This window comes from Massilimicrobiota sp. SW1139, assembly GCF_012027715.1.
Lineage (GTDB): Bacteria > Bacillota_I > Bacilli_A > Erysipelotrichales > Coprobacillaceae > Allocoprobacillus > Allocoprobacillus merdigallinarum.
This window is the reverse complement of sequence record NZ_SJOR01000008.1, coordinates 76467-97145: the sequence shown is the minus strand read 5'-3', so window position 1 is coordinate 97145 and position 20679 is coordinate 76467. Positions and strand designations below refer to the sequence as shown.

The window sequence follows — 20679 nt, the reverse complement described above, 5'->3', positions numbered from 1 at the left end:
ACATACTATACAGACTCAATATGATATACGAATATGCAGATGAACTGGATGACTTGACTCAGGAAATCAATCTGAAGTTAGATAAACTGATAGAAAAAGCAGAAAAAAAGAACCATGACCCATCATCAGATCATGATTCTCCTATACAGTTTTAAAATTGTGGGAAGGCTGTTCTTCCCACAATTTCTTATAATCCAAAACCCCACAACCCCGTGTTATTTTAGATTACCAAAAAATAAAAAGAGGCTGTAACGAAATAGAGTGATTTTACTCTAGCGATTACATGCCTCTTTTTTTATTATTCACCAATAATATTCATCATATCTTTTTGGAAGACTTCTGTTTTGCTTGCAGCATCATCAACAGTTGCACCTTTGATTGAGAAATAGAATTTACATTTTGGTTCAGTTCCACTAGGTCTAGCAGCAATCCAAGAACCATCTTCTAAATAATATTTCAATACATTTGATTTTGGTAAATCAATAGTTGTTTCATTTCCATTTTCAGTTCTTACACTTGTCTGATAATCTTCAACAGCAACAACTTTAACACCACCAATTTCAGTAGGTGCATCTTTTCTTAAATTATCCATGATTTCTTTAATTCTTGCAGCTCCAGCAGCACCTGCTTTAGATAAAGCAATTTGACTTTCTTTAAATGCACCATGTTTCTCATATAATTCATTTAATACATCAATTAAATCTTTACCTTGTTTTTTATAATAGTTACCAGCTTCAGCAGCAGTTAAGACAGCTTGTACTGCATCTTTATCTCTAACGAAATCTTTAACAACACATCCATAAGATTCTTCATAACCAAAGACAAATTGTTTTTCTCCAGTTTTTTCGTATTTACGAATCTTATCTCCAATGAATTTAAATCCAGTTAATGTTTTTTCTACATCAACACCATAGCTTCTTGCTACTAATTCACCTAAATCAGAAGTTACAATGGTATTATACATAACAGCATTATCAGGTAATGTTCCTTTTTCTTTCATTTGACTTAAAATATATTCAAGATAAACGGCAGCTGATTGGTTACCACTCATCAATACATATTTTCCATCATGTTTAGCAACAACACCTAATCTATCACCATCAGGATCACAAATAACTACAACATCAGCATCAACTTCTTTAGCTTTAATGATAGCTAATTCATAAGCCATATCCACTTCAGGGTTAGGAGATTTTGTATTTGTATAATCTGGATCAGGAGCACATTGTGCTAATACTGGCACAACATCATATCCTAAACGTCCTAAACAAGTTCTCACAGGGATATTGCTTGTTCCATGTTGTGGAGAGAAGACAATTTTAAATCCACTCTTATCCATACCAGGATTAATTTCAATACCCATAACAGCTTTATAATAAGCTTCATCAACTTCTTCACCAATCCATGTCATATATGGATAAGCTTCTTCATCGCTGCATACATGAATATCTAATTCATCTTCAACTTCATTAACATATTTAACAACTTCATCTGCCCATTCTGGAATTAGCTGACATCCTGTATCATCATAAACTTTATAACCATTATATTCTTTTGGGTTATGTGATGCAGTAATCATAATTCCACCAGCACATTTTAAATATCTCACCGCAAAAGATAATTCTGGTGTAGGTCTTAAACTTTCAAAAATAAATGATTTAATACCATAAGTTGCTAAAACTTTAGCACTTTCAATCGCAAAACGGTAAGACATATGACGGTTATCATAACCGATAGCTACGCCTCTTTCCTTTCCATTTTCTAATCCCAATACATATTTTGCAAAACCAACATTTGCTTTTCTAATAGTATAGATGTTCATTCTATTTGTTCCAGGTCCCAAAATACCTCTCATACCAGCAGTACCAAATTCAACATTTGTATAGAATGCATCTTCCTTTTCTTTTTCTCCCATGTTTGTTAATTCCATTTTTGTGGCTGCATCCATTGCAGGATGATTCAACCATCTTTCATAATTTGCTTTATAATCCATTATTGTTTCACCTCTGTTTCTATTATAACAAATCTTAAAAACCAACGCCATAAAAACCCACTTTGAAATGTAAACATTTTCATTAAAAAATAATAGTTTTCACAAATTTATGTAACCACTATCATTTTTTGTTTTATTTATGTGTTTTTTCACTTTTCATAATAGATATTCAAACATAAAAAAATAAAATCAATCATATAAAATGATGATATAATAATGAAAAGAAAGCGAGGTTATAATATGTCAAGAATTTTTATAACTGGTGATACACATGGCTCATATGATATTCAAAAACTTGCAAGAAAGAACTTTCCTGAAGGAAAAACCTTAACCAAAGATGACTATGTGATAATTTGTGGCGATTTTGGCTGTGTCTGGGGTGGTGAGTTAGCTGGATCTGATCGCTGGTGGCAAAACTGGCTCGATGAGCAGCCTTGGACAACATTATGGGTTGATGGCAATCATGAAAATCATGATTTATTAAAAACATATCCCATAGAAAACTGGAATGGTGGACGTATTCATAAAATCAATAATAGTATTTTTCATTTGATGCGTGGTGAAATCTTTACACTTAATAATCAAACTTTCTTAGCTTTTGGTGGTGGCTATTCAACTGATCGTGTTTATAGAAAAGAAGGTGTTTCATGGTGGAAAGGAGAATTGCCAACACATGAAGAAGTCAACCATGCCCTCACTAATCTCAAGAAATATCATAATCAGGTTAATTATATTTTAAGTCACGATGCCCCTCGTGACATTAAAGAATATTTAGGATTTTATGATAGCTGTGATATGACTGTTTATGGTGATGAATATGAAGATATTCATAGTGTCTTATATTTCTTTAAAAAGACCATACAATTTCAAGACTGGTATCTAGGTCATTACCATATAGATAAAGATATAGGAAGTATGCATATTCTTTATCATCAAATCATTGAAATCACTCATAAATAAAAAGCAAGGATTTGCTTTTTTATCTTATCACATCTACACATTGACCATTGACATATTGGATTAAATCTTGAGGTTTTAAAATCACCTGTAAACCTCTTTTTCCTGCACTGATTGCGACTCTATCTAACAGCAAGATATCTTCCTGAAAATAAGTAGGAAACTTTTTCTTCATGCCAATAGGAGAACACCCACCACGCATATATCCTGTTAATGGTAATAAATCTTTCTGATGAAGCATTTCAACACTTTTATGTCCACTGGCTTTCGCCAGCTTTTTTAAATCAATTTCTTCCATGACTGGTATACAACAAACCAAATATTCATGATGATCATGTAATACAAGCGTCTTATAGATTGCATCTGCTTCTAAATCTACCTGATGAACAATATGTTCACCAGATAAATGATTGTCATCATACTCATATTCTCTTGTTTTATAATCTATGTGCTGTTGATCTAATAACCTTAATACATTTGTTTTAATCTTTTTCATTTTTACACCATTACTTATATGATTTATAGAATTCAATAAATCGCGTCATTGCTTCTTTTAATAAATCTGAATTTGTTGCTGTATTAATACGTACCCATCCCTCATAATTATCAATAAAACGGCTTCCTGTTTCCAATAACACATGTGTTTCATTAGCCAAGTCAATAACAAACTGATCAATATTGGCTATTTTTGGTAAATAAACCCATATTAAATATCCTGTATCTGGTTTCATGATTTTCATATCTGTTGTTTCTAGTAATTCCATTGTTATATTGATATTTTGACGAAGATATTCTAATAAATCATAATACCATTGTTTCCCCTCATTATAAACAGTTTCAATCATATAAATACCAATACGTTGTGGACCTATATGAAGCTTTGAGAGATAATCATTAAATTGTTTATTGAAATCTTCATTTTTACAGATTGTAAAAGATGTTGATAATCCTGAAATATTAAATGTTTTATTTGGTGATGATGATACAATAATCTGATCATAAATATCAAAAAATTGGATAAGAGAAACAAATTTTTTATCTGATATAAGGATATCGCCATGAATTTCATCAGAGATAATCATGACTTGATATTTTTTACATAATTGAACTAATTGGTTAAGTTCTTCAAATGACCAGGCTTTACCTCCAGGATTATGTGGATTACAAAACAACAGGACATCAATTTGATGTAATTTTAACATCTTTTCCAATTCATCATAATCTATCAAATATTCCTGATTTTTATTTTTTAATGGCATCTTATAAGCATGACCAATTTGAGCACAATTATAAAATGGTCCATAGACAGGTGTCATAATTAAAATGTTTTGATCTCTTGCGAATAAATCAGTTAATAAATGTAGTGATGTAATTGTTCCAATAGATGGAATAATCCAATCCTTGTTGATATGAATATGATGAATTTCATCATACCATTGAATAATACTTTCATAAAAACCATTCTGGACATGAAAATATCCTAAATCTCCCTCACTGACAAATTGCATTAATTTCTTTTGTACATTTTCATCCATCTTAAAATCCATATCCGCAATAAATAATGGATAAAACTGATCTTCAGCTTGAAAATGAGTATGGAATCTCTTGTTGATATATGGGGTTTCCCATTTCATAGAACCATTATGTCTTCTTTCTAATATTGATCCAAAATCGTTTTTCATTCTTTTATCTCCCTTCATAATCAATATCTTTCCACAAAAAATACATCGGCCTATATGTTATTATAAGCCGTTTTCATGTGACAAGCAATAAACAGTTCTCACTTGAATCTTTATCATCTTTTTTTGTTTAAAACTTCAAATTGATTTTCTCAAAAGATTATACCACTATTTTATTTTTTGAAAACACTGATATTTATCATTACAATCATTTCAATGATAACTATTCTTGAAGAAATCATAAAAAATCTATTTAAATCATCAAATTTATGATGATTATTTGTTATAATGTAAACAAGGATGTGAGAAAATGACAAACAAAGAAAGATTTATTGAAATTTATAAAACAAAAATTCATCGTGATGGAAGTGAAAAATTATTAGAATTTTTATTGTCACGTAATTCTGATTTTTTTGAAGCCCCTGCCAGTTCAAGATATCACGGTAATTATGAAGGTGGTCTACTTGAACACAGCCTCAATGTTTATGATTGTCTAAAAGACTATTTATCACGTGAACGTGTTCAAAAAACATACCATTTGAATTATAATGAAGAAACTATCGCTATTGTTGCTTTACTTCATGATTTATGTAAAATTAACTGTTATAAACAAAGTATGAGAAATGTCAAAGAAAATGGACAATGGATTCAAGTGCCTTTTTATGAATTTCAAGATACATTGCCTTATGGTCATGGAGAAAAAAGTGTTTATATGATTAGTGGCTATATGCGTTTAACAAGAGAAGAAGCCTTTGCGATTCGTTATCATATGGGGTTTGCTGGTAATGAAGATGCCAGAAATGTAGGTGCTGCTTTTGAAATGTTTCCACTCGCTTTTGCCTTATCTACTGCCGATATGGAAGCCACTTATTTTATGGAAGGAAAAAATCATTCTTAATCAAAACAAGCTTAGCTTGTTTTTTTATTTTCTTTAGAAAATCTTTATCTTTTTACTGGTTTCCTTTTTCGCTTTTTCGTTCATACTATCAATGTCGATAGGAGTGACCTTTATGATCAATAAAATCAAACAACATAAAAAAGAAATTCAATTTATAATCAAGTGTCTACTTATCATGGGTTTGATATGTTTATGCTTATATCAACCTATGATGAAGATCTTTGAAAATCCTCAGTTACTAAGAAATCAGCTTCAAAGTTTTGGTTTATTTGGACAAATCATTTTTGTTGGTATTGTTATTTTACAAGTTGTTTTTGTTTTTCTTCCAGGTGAAATTGTAGAAATTATGGCTGGATTTATTTATGGTCCATTTGTAGGACTCCTCTTATGTTTAATAGGGAGTGCTATGGGTTCGTTACTGATTTATACTTTTGTTAAGAAATGGGGACAAAATTTTATTCAACGTTTTATCAGTTTAGATCTGATAAATCAGGTTCATTTTTTACATAATTCAAAAAAAAGAAATATTTTATGTTTTATTATTTTCTTTATACCTGGTACACCTAAAGATATTCTCACTTATCTCATTCCATTAACAGATATGAAACTTTCAACATTTCTTTTCATTACAACTCTCGCAAGAACACCTTCAATTATCACATCTACCATTGGTGGTCATGCATTAGGAATTGAAGATTATCTGTTTTCTATCATTATTTTTGTCGTGACAGGTATTATTTCTTTAATTGGTATTTACATCTATAAAAAAATAAACAAACGAAAATTATCATATCATCTTTAGAAAATCTTTCGTTTTATCCTCTACTTTTCTTTTTTAAATTCAAGTATAATGTAGAAAAGTCGGGAGGGGTTTTTATGGATTATAATATATTAATTGTAGAAGATGAAATTGAAATCTGTGATGCGATTGAGATTTATTTAAAAACACAAAACTATCATGTTTTTAAAGCGCATAATGGTATTGAAGGATTAGACATTGTTGAAAAAGAAACTATTCATCTCGCTATTGTGGATATCATGATGCCGGTGATGGATGGCATTCAAATGACAATGAAAATGAGAGAAAAATATGATTTTCCTATTATTATGCTTTCAGCCAAATCAGAAGATATTGATAAAGTCACTGGTCTAAACATCGGAGCAGATGATTATGTCACAAAGCCTTTTGTGCCAATTGAATTACTTGCCAGAGTCTCATCACAGCTTAGACGTTATCGCAAATATCTTGATGCAACTGCAAAGAAAACATCACAGAATGTCTATACTGTTGGTGGTTTAGAGCTTAATTTAGATACAAAAACAGTGAGTGTAGATAATCGTCAAATCAAGGTCACACCTATTGAATTTAAAATCTTACAATTACTCATGGAGTATCCTGGAAAAGTTTTTTCAGCTGAAAACATTTATGAAAGTGTCTGGAAAGAAGATGCTATTAACACGGATACAGTAATGGTTCATGTCCGTAATTTAAGAGAAAAAATAGAATTAGATCCAAAACATCCTCAATATTTAAAAGTTGTGTGGGGCGTTGGATATAAAATTGAAAAACAAGGCAGGGATTAACTATGAAAATCAATAAACATATCGCAAGTATTATTATCTTAATAACACTGATAATAACAAGTATAGGAACTTATTTATGTTATCCTTTTATAAATCAAGCTACTCAAAAATCTAGTTTTGAAAGCCGTGATATTTCGGATTATATGTCTTCTTATCTGATTGAATACAGTTATGCATCTGATTTTCTACTCAAGGAAAGTCAAGATCCATCTGCTTCCATTTATGATTATTATCAATCTTCACAAGATGAAACCAATGCAGATTATTATTATGACTTCCAGTCAGCTGTAGAAGATAAAGTGAATGAACTCCATCAAAAAGAAGATATTTTCTTCCATATCACTGATCATCAATCACAAAAACAATTCTCTAATACCAATGATCCCATTTCTCAAATCTCACAAAACAAGGATTTACAAGACAAATATCAATGGTATATGCAAATTGAATTTGATAATCAAGGAGTTCCAAAAGTTATCCATACAAATGATGAGCATATCAATATTTATTCTCTAGAATCACTCTTCTCTTATAGCACCACATTTTATGATGATTATAGTCAAGAAGATATCACAATTCGCTATCAACCTTTACAAAATATCACCATAACCTTTGCGATTAGTGATCAATTGCATATGACCAGTCAAATTGGTTCTTATCTGATGAATATATCACGTAGTCAATTATATCTCTACTCACTTCCATATATTTTCACTGCGATTGTGGTTTGTTGTATTGTCACATTATGTATTCCTATGAAATATCTTGAACAAAGTCGTTTCTTATCCTTTGTCATGCGTATTAAATTTGCCTTTCTGGCACTCATATGGGGAACATTAGCTATTATGATGTATGCTGGTACGGCAATTATGATTGCAGGTACTATCCAAGATCAGTTCCAATATATTTACCAGCAATTTGCGATTGAAGCTATTGGTCCATATCTGACTCCAGCCATCAATATCGCTTATTACTTTATTTTCTATCTCCTCTTTATCATCTTGGCTTACTTTGTTAAATATCTTTTCCATAAGGGACTCAAAAAATACTTTTGGGAAAATACATGTCTTGGATGGCTAATAACTCATGGCTATCAGATAATGAATAAAGTCATTGATTTTGATCTAAATGATTCTTTAAACAAAACTGTCTTAAAAATCGTTTTATTCAATCTTTTGATTATAGCAGGATGTTCAATATTCTTTGTCTTTGGTATATTCTTTGCAGTGATTTATTCTATTATTATCTTTGTTTTAATAAGAAAGAAATTTCAAGATATTCAAAATGATTATCATACATTATTAAAAGCGACTCAACAATTATCTAATGGTCATTTTGATGTACAGATTAATCAGGATATTGGTATCTTCAATCCTTTAAAAGATGAATTTGTTCATATCAAGGATGGATTTGAAAAAGCTGTGAAGGAAGAAGTCAAATCTCAAAGAATGAAAACGGAATTGATTTCTAATGTTTCTCACGATTTAAAAACACCATTAACTTCTATTATCACTTATGTAGATTTATTAAAGAATAACAATCTTAGCAGTGATGATCGTCAACATTATTTAGACATCTTAGAAAGAAATTCTTTAAGACTGAAAAATTTAATTGAAGATTTATTTGAAGTCAGCAAAGCCAATAGTGGTGATGTCAAATTAAATCTTGTGGATATAGATATCATTTCGCTTATTAAGCAATCTCAATTAGAGTGTCAGGATAATTTAGATGAAAAATCTTTATCTATGAAATGGAATTCATCCCAAGACAAGATGATGTGTCATCTAGATAGTTCTAAAACTTATCGTATTTTTGAAAATCTATTTATGAACATTAGTAAATATGCTTTACCACATACACGTGTTTATATTGATATTCATGATCATGATGACCATGTAGAAATTATCTTTAAAAATATATCTGAAGAAGAAATGACATTTAACGAAAATGAAATCGTAGAAAGATTTGTTCAGGGAGATAAATCAAGAAATACGCATGGTTCTGGTTTAGGACTAGCCATTGTCAAAAGTTTTACTGAAATACAAGGTGGGCAATTCCATGTAGAGCTAGACGGTGATTTATTTAAGACTATTGTCATCTTCCCTAAATGTTCATAAAACAAAGAAGTTTTCGATTTGAAAACTTCTTTTTATTTGCATATTCATTGACAAGATTCTCTCTACGCATTAAGATATCCAAAGAATAGAATGGGGAGGTTCATTCAATGAAAAAATTAATAAATGTTTCAATGATTTATATGATAGCAGCTCTTGTGGCGGGTGTTTTTTATAGAGAATTGACTAAATTTAATCAATTCACAGGAAAAACAACATTAAGTGTTACACATACTCATTTATTTATTTTGGGTGTCTTTGTTTTCTTGTTGTTGGCACTCTTTATTAAAAATGATAAAGATATATTAGAAAGCTCATTATTTAAGAAATTCTTCATTTTATATAATATAGCTTTACCATTTTTTATTATCATGTTGATGACAAGAGGAGTTGTTCAAGTCTTGAATATTCAATTGTCAACTGCAATGAATGCGATGATTTCTGGTATTGCTGGAATCTCACATATACTTTTAGCTATATCTTTTGTTTTATTCTTTATCATTCTACGAAAAAAATCTATTCAAGCCGAATAGATTTTTTTACTAAAACAATAAAGCAATCAAAATGAATGCAAAGATGATTTGTGATGTTCCTGTTAAACATCCATATAACATAGCTTTAGGTCCTTCCTTAATAAGATCAGCAAATTTAACACGCATCCCTATGGCTGCTAAAGCAATAATCTCAAATTGAGAACTTACCATTTTTGCAGATGTAGAAATGATGGCTGGTAAAATACCTGTACTATTGATAATACTAAAAATAAAGAATCCAATAACAAACCATGGAACTTTAGCTTTAACCTTAGCTGCTACTCCTTCTTTTTTGGCAAACAATGGCTGATTTTCATCAAGATTCATCTTGGCATATGTTAAAGCAACGACAACCACAAAAATGATTCTGACAATCTTAAAGATTGTCGCAAATTCAACAACCTCCTGATTCACAAGTGATGCTGATGCAATGACCTGTCCAATAGATTGCAGTGTTCCACCAATCATCGCTGAAGTTTGAAGTGTTTCATGATGATATAATAAGCTTGTTAAAATAGGTAAGACAACCATTAAAATTGTTCCCGTTACATTCACAATTGTAATTGAAATACCTTTATCTTTACTGTCAGCTTCCACAATTGGAGAAACTGTTCCAATGGCTGAAGATCCACAAACGGCATTTCCTGCACACATTAACAATGAAAACTTCTTTGTGAATTTTAATCTTCTTCCAATAAAATAACACATAGCGATAGTCAATATCATTTGTAAAGCAATAAAGGCAACACCTTGTATACCAATTCCCATAATATCTGTTAATTGTAATGTTAAACCTGTTAAAACAATAGAATATTCTAATAAACGACTTTCTGAAAATTTCGTTCCCACATTAAAAATATCTTTATTTAAAAATGTATTGCCTGCAAGCATTCCAATCCCAATCGCAAAAAGTGCAGCACCAATACTTGGAAAAAACTTCGCAATCTGCTGAGCTATAAGTCCAATAGCCAAGCAAACTATAAATCCTGGTAATATATCTTTGATTTTATTCACTTTGTCATCTCCCCTTATCAACCAGGGTTATATTACCACAATTTTTCTATAAATAAAAATTATGATATTTTATTTATTATAACAATATATTATAATGAAGATGAGGTGATTTTATGATAGATGATAAAATGAGAACATTTGTAGAAGTTGTTGAATGTCAAAACTATACTCAGGCAGCTAAAAATTTACATATTACTCAGCCTGCCGTTACACAACATATCAAAGCTCTAGAAGAACATTATCAACAAAAATTTATTGATAGCACTCATAAATCTTTCCATCTCACCAAAATGGGTGAACTTTTATATCACTATGCCAAAACACAGATTCATAATGAAGATCTTTTCCAAAAACAGCTTCAAACAGTTTATCCACCTTTAACCATTGGCTCAACACTATCCATTGCCGATTATTATATTCCTCATATGATTGCGAAAAAATTCATTCAAACTTCTCGTCCATGTGAAATTGTTGTCGCTAATACGCATACTTTAATTCAAAAACTCATTAATGGTGAAGTTGAATGTGCTTTTGTAGAAGGACAGTTTGATACACAATTATTTGATTATCATTTATTAAAACAGGAAAGATTTATTGCTGTTGCAAGTATTCATCATCCTTTAGCTCATCAAAAAATAACATTTGAACAGCTTTTTGCATATCCATTACTCATTAGAGAAAAAGGTTCTGGAACAAGAGATATCCTAGAAAATTATTTACAACAGACAATCTATCCTCTTTCACGTTTCTCACATTTTATTGAAGTGGGTAGTTTATCTATGATAAAAACATTGCTTATGGACAGTCAGGCAGTTACTTTTTTATATGCTGGTGTTGTGAAGGAGGAAATACAAAATCAACAATTAATTGAATTACAGATTGAAAACTTTCATATTTCTCGTCCTATGCACTTCATTTATCTCAAATCACATATTCATAAAGATGAGTATCAGCAACTATTTCATATGATGACAGAATGAGAAAGGAGTTTTCTATGATTTATTTCCTTATTATCAATTGTATTGGCTTTATAATAATGAAAATAGATAAATCCAAAGCCAAGCATCACTTATATCGTATAAGTGAAAAAGCACTTTTTACAGTTGCCATTATCGGTGGCAGCTTAGGCGTATGGCTAGGGATGTATCTATTTCATCATAAAACTAAACATTGGTATTTTGTATGGGGTATTCCTATGATTGTCATCATACAGATGATGATCATATATAAACTGTATTTTCATCTATGATTGATTCACAATTTGAAAATCATCATAAGTTAAATCGAGAAATGGAATATTTGTATTTTGACATTGATAAAAGAGTGAACTTTCTTGAGATTGCATTAAATCTTCAACGCATCTTAAAAGAAGATTTTCAAAGACTTGGCGAGCAGGTGCAGAAATAGGATGATAAATATCTCTATATTTACCTTTGATTAACTGACTTGGCATGGCAATAAAATATCCATTTTCTTTTTCTATAATTTTAATATCATGTAAAGCAAGAACGCCTCCTATTGTTAAAGTAGCAGAGGCTTTTAAACTTCCACCATGATAAACCTTTGTTATTTTTATTGTATCTATCATATGATCTTTCCTTTCTGTATTTTCTTTTTATTCTTGATTTGTCTTGTTCTCTTGAATGGCATCACTGAGAATTTTTTGAACAACTTCACTTTTGGCATCAGCATAGTTCTGTACATATTTCCATGTTTTCTTTGCTAACTCTTTTTTCGTATTCTCATAAAGTTTCCTCGCATCTGCATGATAACGTAAATAATTTCTAAACAAGAGATACTTTTCAATTTCTTTTGACCCTTTTGAAAAAACATGTAAATGAATATCAGTATCTGGCCCTTTAAACATATGATGATTTTCAAAATCTGGTTCCCTCACTCTTAAAATATAACCATGCCGACATAAATCATCCATATAATCTTCTTCTTTGCCTGCATCTTCAACAACGAGTAAAATATCAATAATAGGCTTAGCCATTAATCCTGGCACAGATGTTGAACCTATATGTTCAATCATCAGAGCTTTATCTTTTAATATTTTTAAAATTCTTTCCTTCTCTCTTTCAAATAAAGCAGGCCATTTTTCATCATATGGGTTTAATTGAATGGTCTGATTATGCTCAACATTACCATTGACAATCACTTTTTGAATATATTCATCGCTTAATTTCACCATATAACATCAACCTCCTTTCAACATATCAATGAACTTCTTATAAATCCTAATCATATTATACATGGATTCAAGCTAAATAAAAATAAGATTCAATCTCGAATCTTATTTTTAAAAACTCTAAATACTATCAAACTGTTGAACACCCCATGTATGAATCATATAATAAAGAATAATGTCTAATAGAACCATCACAATAATCACACTATACATATACATAGACACAGACATAAGATTGATCAACCATAATCCATAAACCATTGCGATAACAATCGCAACCCCCATTGAAATAAACATTGTTAAAACAACGGGCATACTTTGTTTGACACAGACTGTTTCATTAATCCAATCAAATTTTGGTTTCCATAAATTTAATATCAATCCTAAACAATCAATCAGTAAAGTAAATAAAACAGGAACAAGAAGCACTAATAAACTTTCAAAAATGCTGATTTGAGTTACGTAAATCAGTGCTAATGATAAAATAAATCCTGCAGGAATACATAACAAAGCATGAACAGCTAATTTTGAGTTTAAAATATCTTTTGTTGTGAGTGGTAAAGTTTTAATAATCCAGAAACGATCTCCTTCTAATGATATAGATGAAGCACTCATCATATTCAAAGATGAAACACTGATGACAATTAAACAAAGAACCGGTGTTATCCATTCCTGAATTTGAGGAATCTGGATAATCATATGAATTTCATCTTGATAGAAAAGTACAGCTACAGAGACAATAATGCATAAAACAATACCCATTGCTCCATTTAACATAACCATGGCATTTGACGTAAAATGTTTAAATTCTCTGATAACCAATGCTTTAAATATTGTATTTTGTTTCATAGGTTTTGCTTTATAGATGGCTTTTTTCACTTTTGGTTTTGATGTTGCCATCTTTGTAAAGTTGACTGACAATAAGTAAATAACCAAAGCAAATGGCAAAACTGCACATAACAAGTAAATCACAAAACTTATCACATTACCATCTGTCAATGCAATACTTAAATGATAAAGTGGAAAGACTGTACTCTCAATCGCTTGAGCAATCGTTTTTCCATTTGCAACAAGCCAAGCCATATATGTCTGAATGGAGTTTACAGCATACATATAAAGTCCAAAAATAGCAACAAATAAAACCACTGAAATCATTGTTTTAAAACGATGAATCTTGACTAAAATATGTGCTAAGATCCAACTAAAGAAACAAGATAAAGCCAATACAAATAAAGGAAGTGTTAAAAAGACACCAATAAACATGATGATTTCAATCACATTCATTCCTACATTTGTGATATAAACATAAAAAGCAGGTAATGCAATAAGAGCTTCATAGACATAATTTAAAATAAGAATTGTAAATATACGACTTAATAAGACATCACTATTTTTAATTGGCATAGATAACAATAATTCATTATCTTTAGCTTCATAGATTTCATGATGTGTTAAAAAGATACTTCCAATAAAACAAATCACAATAATAAATAAAGCCATTAATGCAAAATAAAACCATTCAATACCTAACATTTGGAGTGGTTCAATCAAAGCATGGAACATCATTCCAAACATTCCAATAAAGACAACTCCAATATATGCAAATAACAAACCATATAAAATCAGTTTACCGACACTATTGCCTTTTTTCTTGGAACTTGTTGTCTGTCTTAATAAAATACCCTGTAATCTAATTTTAATGAGTGTCTTCAGCATTGTCATCATCCTCCAACTCCAAGAATACATCTTCGAGTGATTCATCACCTACCACATCTTGAGTTTTTCCACTGACAATCAATTTTCCTTGTTTAATAATCGCAATGCGATCACATAATTTTTCAGCGACTTCCAAGACATGTGTTGAAAAGAAAATAGCTCCACCCAAATCACAATGTTCTCTCATTAATTGCTTTAATAAATGCGAAGCTTTTGGATCCAATCCAACAAAAGGTTCATCCATGAGAATCAACTGTGGCTGATGAATAAAAGCTGAGATAATAGCCAACTTTTGTTTCATACCATGTGAATAAGCACTAATAGGTTGTGCTAAGTCACTTGTTAATTCAAATAAATCAGCATATTTTAATATACGTTCTTCTCTTTGTGTTTTTGATACCTGATAAACATCTGCCACAAAATTTAAATATTGAATTCCTGTGAGATATTCATACAAATCTGGATTATCTGGTATATAAGCCATGATTTGCTTACATTCTAAAGCATGACTTTTCATTGATTTTCCATTAATAATGATTTCCCCTTCATCAAAAGGCATAATACCAGCAACAGCTTTCAATGTTGTTGTTTTTCCTGCCCCATTATGACCAATAAAGCCATAAATATGTCCTCTTTCAATATGCAATGATAAATCATCAACAGCTTTATATTGATCATATTTCTTTGTTAAATGTTCAATCTTTAACATCTTATATATCCTCTCTTTCTATAAATAATTATTAAAATTATTTATATTATATATTTTATATCTTTAATATTTAATCGTCAATACTTTGGCTACACTTTCTAAATAAAAAATAAGAATACACATAAATAAATACAGTCATACCTATAATACCAATCATCAATACCAGATAAGTGTATGAAAAATGAACTAATGCACTTATACCATTTATTAATCCAATCACCACAAAACAATATCCACTAATTTTATGTGTCTTTTTCCAAACATATTCACTTGCTAGTGTCCATGGTGTTTTGACACCAAAGAAGTAATTTTGTGGTATTTTAGGTAAATAATTACCCATTCCTATTAATAAGACAGACACTAACAATAACACAAACTGTTCACCATCTTGTTGGGGATTAAAAGCTGAATATTCAAAAAAAGCAGCAAGAATCAAAAAGAATACTGTTAAACCATATTGAAAAAGGCGATATGTTTTCTTTCTTTTTTCCAAATTCATTCTTTTAGGATCAATATGCTTTGTAAGTGACATCCCATAATAGATGACCATTGGTATAAAAGCCAGAATCAAAAACATATAACGACTGCCATAACCATCAATTTGCCAGTTTTCATCCCAATGTAAAGGGACTGTATCCGGCATCAAAAAGACAGTCACTACCAAAAGAAAAGTCACTCCCCACAAGATTCCATCAAAAACTTTTATTCTCATTTTTCATCCCCCATATCAATAAAATTCATAAACCACTTCATTACTTCTTGAAAAACAGACATATCAATACTATAAACAATATTCTGCCCCTGTCTTTCATCAATGATCAAACCACTTGATTTCAAAATAGATAAATGATGTGATATAGATGGTTTCGTCATTTGAAAACAATCTGCAATTTCTCCAGCATTTAAAGGTCTATCCTGTAACAACTCTAAGATTCTTCTTCTCGTTGGATCACTTAACGCTTTAAATGCATCACCCATATCTCTCCCTCCTTTAATATTTAGATATTTATCTAAATATCTAAATATATTGTATCACATCTTCTATTCATGTCAAATAAAAGAAAAGAACTATACAAAATGTATAGTTCCATGTATTTGAAGCCTTATATTATTCAGCAACTTTTTGTTCTTTAATAACTTTAGCAATTGATGCAATCACGTCTTTTTCATCTTCACCTTCAGCTACGATTTCTACAGTAGCTTTAGTAGGAACACCTAAAGACATAACACCCATAATTGACTTCAAATTAACTTCTTTACCATTGTAACATAATTTGATATTGCTAGTGAATTTACTAGCTTGGTTGACTAAGATAGTTGCAGGTCTAGCATGTAATCCAACTGGATCTGAAACTACAAAAGATAATTTTTCTGCCATCTTATTGACTCCTCCTTAATAATTTATAGTCTTATTATAACACATTTCAATTACTTTTCCATACATTTTCAAAAGTTTTTAATACGCTTTCATAATATTTTTTTGTCAAGTATTTTAACTCTTTTTTTCTATTCCAAAAAGCATTGATATAATGAATAAAACTTCATATAAAAAGGAGAATTGACTCAAAATTCTCCTAAAAAGCTTTTTGTGCTACAACCAAAAATTGATGTGTTGTCATTTCAAAATATGAATGATCTTTCATTTCTTTTAAGGCCTGTAAATAGAAAACCTGATATCTATTGACATTCGCAAAGTCTGGTGACACTTTTGTAAAATATTGATATAACGACTGAATACTATGAAAACGAATTGTTCCATAATCTTCAAATTTATCAACAACACGCATACCAATACTTTCTAAAGTCTGTGCACAGCTTTCGGCATCCCACTTTCCTTTCATTTGGAAAGGCATATATAAACGAACAAATTCTTTTAAATTCTCTGTTCCATGCTGATTGACAATGAAATATCCACCTTTTTTCAAAACTCTTTGGATTTCATTTTTATCATAATTACATTCCTGGCACATAATAATATCTATTTTTTCATCTTTAAAAGGCATTTTTCCAGTTGGTGTCAATGTTGTGACTTTGACTGATGAATCATCTTCAAACTGACTCTGTACTCTTTGTGTATCAGTATAAGGTTCAACAACAAACATCGCTTCCGTATCATCTTTAAATTGACTGGCAAACTTTCCTGAATCCACACTCATGACAGCCAAATGATCTTCAGGTGTCATGTATTGTCTTAAAATTGAAGTTTCATCATAATTTTGAGGTGTTAATGTATAATCTTTTTCAAAATCAGCATTTGGTGTAAAATGTTGTAATTCATTTTGTAATAAATGCGCATCTTCAATTTGTCTACGACATCTTTTTTTACTATATATCAAAATAGCATATTGAACAACTGCATCAGCAACAATACCCATTGCTAAAAACAAGACAAAGTAAATAAACCACTCTAGACTAAACAATGGTGCTGGTGACGAAATCAAATAACAGATAAAGCAAAGAAAGACCATATATCCAACACGATTATAATTAAATGGTTTATCTAGAGATAAAAACCAGTTTATATTGTTCATCTTTTCCATTTTACTTTTTGTTATTTCAAAAAAGACGACCTGCATTAAAAATAACACTGCTATAAAAATTAATAATAATATCATTAAATATTCCATATAAACTCCTTATTCTATACTTTCTCCCTCAATTGTATAATAATGATATCCGTCTGAAAAATATCCTTCATTATGGAATGTTAAATCTCCTTCAATAGAAAACAATTCTTCCATATCATCATCTATACTATAGACATAACTTCTTCCATTTTTATTCAATAACAAATAATTTTCATCATTATATTCAATTAAAGGTGTTTCTGGTAAAGATGTATATTCAACAGGGAAGACTTCTTCTCCTGTTATATCAATAATACCATACATACCATTTTCATTATAAACCGCATAATATGAACTGCCTATGTACTCCATACGATAATATGCTTTTTCTGTCAATTTTTCACCTTTATCGTCGATTAATGAATAACCTTGATCATCAATTTTCACAATGGCTCTACCACAAGCATCAAATGGATTCGCTTCAAGATATGTTTGGTCAAACACCTGTTTATTGTCAAAATTATAATAGACATATCCTTTTTCTTGTACATAAACTGGATACATTTCAAAATTTAATTCCTGCACATTAGGATATAATTGAGAATTTTCAAGTGTTCCTTTTGACTTTCCATCTTTATATATATAATGTGGTCCATAAACCTTTTCTTCACGTATTAAATATGTCTGTGTATCATAGTAATAAGTATTAATTAAAGTTGGAACACCACCAATAGAATAAAGATATGTTTTATCATCAGAAGTTAAAATAATATTATCTTTATTATCAAAATAAGCATCTTTAATCGCAATGTTGTTTTGATAAACCTTTTGATTTTGAAAATCAATATATATCATACTTTTTAACTTCTCATCATTAATGATACATCCAGCATCATTTTGAAGTAAAAATGTATAAGTTCCTTTTTCTACTTCAAGATCAAAATCTTCATCTTCATTGCCAGTCACATAATAAAAGTGATTCTTATCTTTAAATCCAACAACCATAGATTTTCCATTTTGATATTGTGAAACATATGTCACAGCATCTTTTCCTCTATAAAGTTCTTCACCATTTTGATATAAAACAATATATTCTTTATCCTGATAAATCACTGGTAAATCAGTTTTCATAATACTTGTTTTGTCATTGGCCTGATATAAAATTTCGCCTTCACTATTTAAAACATAAAGATTATCTTTAACCAATTGATTTTGAGAAGTTTCTTCTTGTTTTTGATCATCTTGTTTTTGATCATCTTTTTTCTTTTCTACTTTTTTAGTCGCAAAAAACATCTGATCCACACTTTCTAGTGTTTCATATTCACCCATTGGGATCATTTCATCACCTTCCAATGAAATCAATCCAACTTGTTTTTGACTATTAGTGACAATATATCCTAAGTTCCCAACACGTTCAAATGATTGATATTGATATTCTGTTATTTGTTCACCTTCAGAATTATATAAAGCACCTAATTCTTTATCATTTGTTAACATAAAGTAGTTTAGCTTTTGATTTTGACTACATCCCACCAATAATAAAAGTGTTATGAGCCCAACGAATATTTTTTTCATCGTTCAATCCTCCTTTAGTTGCCCCTAGTATACCATAAAATACACTTTTTAGCATTGTTTTTTCAAACAATCAGACTATAATAGAAAACAAGAGGTGATATGAAATGAATGAAACATTACAAACAATCGCAAAAAGAAAAAGTTGTCGCAGTTATCAAAATCAAATGATTAAAGAAGAAGAACTTCAAGCTATTTTAAAAGCTGGAATTCAAGCCCCTAGTGCTATGAATAGACAATTATGTGAAATCTATGCCATTACCAATTTGGCTTATATTGATGAATTAACGAATGCTATTAAAAAAGTAAGTGAAGAACGTGGTGAAAAGAAACCTGATTCTTATCATTTTTCTTATCATGCTCCTGTCTTATGTATTGTCAGTGGTCCTGAATATGATTCAAGACGAGTAGAAGATGGAAGCTGTATATTAGAAAATATCTTTTTAGCCGCAGCAAGCTTAAATATCGGATCATGCTGGATTAATCAATTACGTGATACACAAAATGTTGATGAAGTGAGAAATGTCTTAAATAAACTTGGTATTCCTCCTAATCATCAAGTTGTTGGTTGTGCAGCTATTGGATACGCCAATCAAGAAGGTGCTGCAAAAGAAAAGAATGAAAGTCGAATTCATATCATTAGATAATCATTGATCTTAAATAAAGAGGCTATAACGTATAACGTTTAGCCTCTTTATTTGGGTATATGTTTGTAATATTAAGATTAACCGATGTATAATGGTTGGTCATTACCAACGACTTCACCAGTTTTTGTTGTCGCAACATAATATACAGAAGAATCTTCTGGTTTATAATAAACCTCTAATGTATCAATAGTTGTCATTTTAACACCTTTTGATTTAACATCCTCTTTTACTAACTTCTCAATAGATGTTGTTTCAACATTTTTATTATGAAATTGTACTTGTAATTTAATTTTCACTGCGTCCCCTCCTTAATTCATATTATAAATGAAAGCGTTTTACATTTCAATAAATTACTTCATTTACTTCCAACAATATACCACTTTTTTAAGAAATACTCAAATTTTTATTGAATTTTTTATGATTTTCTCATATTTTTTATATCATATTCTCAAAAATATTATCAAATTTTTAATACAAAAACCATATTTTATCAATTTATCTTATC

Annotated in this window: 23 protein-coding genes; 9 read left to right on the top strand and 14 right to left on the bottom strand. The window is 30.0% G+C overall.

Annotated elements, in window-relative coordinates; translation table 11 throughout:
- Positions 1–298: 298 nt before the first annotated feature.
- Entirely contained in the window at positions 299–1993 is a 1695-nt protein-coding gene (locus E0K96_RS06495) for a phospho-sugar mutase (RefSeq protein WP_168082024.1), read from the bottom strand.
- Positions 1994–2233: 240 nt separating this feature from the next.
- Here E0K96_RS06495 and E0K96_RS12105 point away from each other — a divergent pair, with 240 nt between their 5' ends.
- Positions 2234–2953: a metallophosphoesterase gene (locus E0K96_RS12105; RefSeq protein WP_206080628.1), complete on the top strand. Its 720-nt coding sequence runs from the start codon at positions 2234–2236 to the stop codon at positions 2951–2953.
- A gap of 19 nt (positions 2954–2972) precedes the next feature.
- On the opposite strand, the gene ybaK is transcribed toward E0K96_RS12105, so the two are convergent.
- Both ybaK and E0K96_RS06480 read right to left on the bottom strand, forming a co-directional pair.
- Positions 2973–3446: a Cys-tRNA(Pro) deacylase gene (gene ybaK, locus E0K96_RS06485; RefSeq protein WP_168082022.1), complete on the bottom strand. Its 474-nt coding sequence runs from the start codon at positions 3444–3446 to the stop codon at positions 2973–2975.
- A 10-nt stretch (positions 3447–3456) separates the two neighbouring features.
- Positions 3457–4632 (bottom strand): MalY/PatB family protein, encoded by a 1176-nt coding sequence (locus E0K96_RS06480; RefSeq protein ID WP_168082020.1) that lies wholly within the window; start codon positions 4630–4632, stop codon positions 3457–3459.
- Positions 4633–4939: 307 nt separating this feature from the next.
- On the opposite strand from E0K96_RS06480, the gene E0K96_RS06475 reads away from it, so the two are divergent.
- The 5 genes from E0K96_RS06475 to E0K96_RS06455 all read left to right on the top strand — a co-directional run bounded on the left by E0K96_RS06475 (position 4940) and on the right by E0K96_RS06455 (position 9758).
- Complete coding sequence (locus tag E0K96_RS06475; RefSeq protein WP_087305473.1) at positions 4940–5527, top strand: HD domain-containing protein; 588 nt, start codon at positions 4940–4942, stop codon at positions 5525–5527.
- Between the two features lie 112 nt (positions 5528–5639).
- Positions 5640–6329 carry a TVP38/TMEM64 family protein gene (locus E0K96_RS06470; RefSeq protein ID WP_206080626.1) on the top strand — a complete coding sequence of 230 codons (690 nt, stop codon included), beginning with the start codon at positions 5640–5642 and terminating at the stop codon, positions 6327–6329.
- Positions 6330–6403: 74 nt separating this feature from the next.
- Positions 6404–7111, top strand: coding sequence for a response regulator transcription factor (locus E0K96_RS06465; protein ID WP_087244864.1), 708 nt, complete (start codon positions 6404–6406; stop codon positions 7109–7111).
- 2 nt (positions 7112–7113) lie between these two features.
- Positions 7114–9228: a sensor histidine kinase gene (locus E0K96_RS06460; RefSeq protein WP_168082018.1), complete on the top strand. Its 2115-nt coding sequence runs from the start codon at positions 7114–7116 to the stop codon at positions 9226–9228.
- Positions 9229–9335: 107 nt separating this feature from the next.
- Entirely contained in the window at positions 9336–9758 is a 423-nt protein-coding gene (locus E0K96_RS06455; protein WP_168082016.1) for a DUF2871 domain-containing protein, read from the top strand.
- Positions 9759–9767: 9 nt separating this feature from the next.
- On the opposite strand, the gene E0K96_RS06450 is transcribed toward E0K96_RS06455, so the two are convergent.
- The gene (locus E0K96_RS06450; RefSeq protein WP_168082014.1) at positions 9768–10772 is read right to left on the bottom strand and encodes a YeiH family protein; all 1005 of its coding nucleotides are present in this window, start codon (positions 10770–10772) and stop codon (positions 9768–9770) included.
- Positions 10773–10885: 113 nt separating this feature from the next.
- Between E0K96_RS06450 and E0K96_RS06445 the strand changes: the two genes are divergently transcribed.
- Complete coding sequence (locus E0K96_RS06445) at positions 10886–11752, top strand: LysR family transcriptional regulator (protein WP_087304978.1); 867 nt, start codon at positions 10886–10888, stop codon at positions 11750–11752.
- A gap of 14 nt (positions 11753–11766) precedes the next feature.
- On the top strand, positions 11767–12021 hold the full coding sequence (locus E0K96_RS06440) for a DUF1294 domain-containing protein (protein WP_240924455.1): 255 nt from the start codon (positions 11767–11769) through the stop codon (positions 12019–12021).
- Here E0K96_RS06440 and E0K96_RS06435 read toward each other — a convergent pair.
- The 9 genes from E0K96_RS06435 to E0K96_RS06395 form a co-directional block, all read right to left on the bottom strand.
- Positions 12016–12360, bottom strand: a complete 345-nt coding sequence (locus tag E0K96_RS06435) for a SpoVG family protein (protein WP_168082010.1) — start codon at positions 12358–12360, stop codon at positions 12016–12018. The genes E0K96_RS06440 and E0K96_RS06435 overlap by 6 nt on opposite strands.
- A gap of 27 nt (positions 12361–12387) precedes the next feature.
- Positions 12388–12966: a GrpB family protein gene (locus E0K96_RS06430; protein ID WP_168082008.1), complete on the bottom strand. Its 579-nt coding sequence runs from the start codon at positions 12964–12966 to the stop codon at positions 12388–12390.
- A 117-nt stretch (positions 12967–13083) separates the two neighbouring features.
- Positions 13084–14679, bottom strand: coding sequence for a hypothetical protein (locus tag E0K96_RS06425; protein ID WP_168082006.1), 1596 nt, complete (start codon positions 14677–14679; stop codon positions 13084–13086).
- Positions 14660–15388 carry an ABC transporter ATP-binding protein gene (locus E0K96_RS06420; protein ID WP_168082004.1) on the bottom strand — a complete coding sequence of 243 codons (729 nt, stop codon included), beginning with the start codon at positions 15386–15388 and terminating at the stop codon, positions 14660–14662. Before E0K96_RS06420 ends, E0K96_RS06425 begins: the two co-directional genes overlap by 20 nt.
- A 70-nt stretch (positions 15389–15458) precedes the next feature.
- A complete protein-coding gene (locus E0K96_RS06415; protein WP_168082002.1) occupies positions 15459–16100 on the bottom strand; it encodes an SdpI family protein in 642 nt (213 codons plus the stop codon).
- Complete coding sequence (locus E0K96_RS06410) at positions 16097–16366, bottom strand: autorepressor SdpR family transcription factor (protein ID WP_087296879.1); 270 nt, start codon at positions 16364–16366, stop codon at positions 16097–16099. Before E0K96_RS06410 ends, E0K96_RS06415 begins: the two co-directional genes overlap by 4 nt.
- Before the next feature lie 130 nt (positions 16367–16496).
- The gene (locus E0K96_RS06405) at positions 16497–16766 is read right to left on the bottom strand and encodes a phosphocarrier protein HPr (RefSeq protein WP_087244851.1); all 270 of its coding nucleotides are present in this window, start codon (positions 16764–16766) and stop codon (positions 16497–16499) included.
- A gap of 196 nt (positions 16767–16962) precedes the next feature.
- Positions 16963–18015, bottom strand: a complete 1053-nt coding sequence (locus tag E0K96_RS06400; protein ID WP_240924454.1) for a class I SAM-dependent methyltransferase — start codon at positions 18013–18015, stop codon at positions 16963–16965.
- 9 nt (positions 18016–18024) lie between these two features.
- A complete protein-coding gene (locus tag E0K96_RS06395; RefSeq protein WP_168082000.1) occupies positions 18025–19530 on the bottom strand; it encodes a WG repeat-containing protein in 1506 nt (501 codons plus the stop codon).
- Positions 19531–19634: 104 nt separating this feature from the next.
- Between E0K96_RS06395 and E0K96_RS06390 the strand changes: the two genes are divergently transcribed.
- Complete coding sequence (locus E0K96_RS06390; RefSeq protein ID WP_168081998.1) at positions 19635–20174, top strand: nitroreductase family protein; 540 nt, start codon at positions 19635–19637, stop codon at positions 20172–20174.
- A 77-nt stretch (positions 20175–20251) separates the two neighbouring features.
- On the opposite strand, the gene E0K96_RS06385 is transcribed toward E0K96_RS06390, so the two are convergent.
- A complete protein-coding gene (locus E0K96_RS06385) occupies positions 20252–20470 on the bottom strand; it encodes a DUF6465 family protein (protein WP_087244848.1) in 219 nt (72 codons plus the stop codon).
- Positions 20471–20679: the final 209 nt, after the last annotated feature.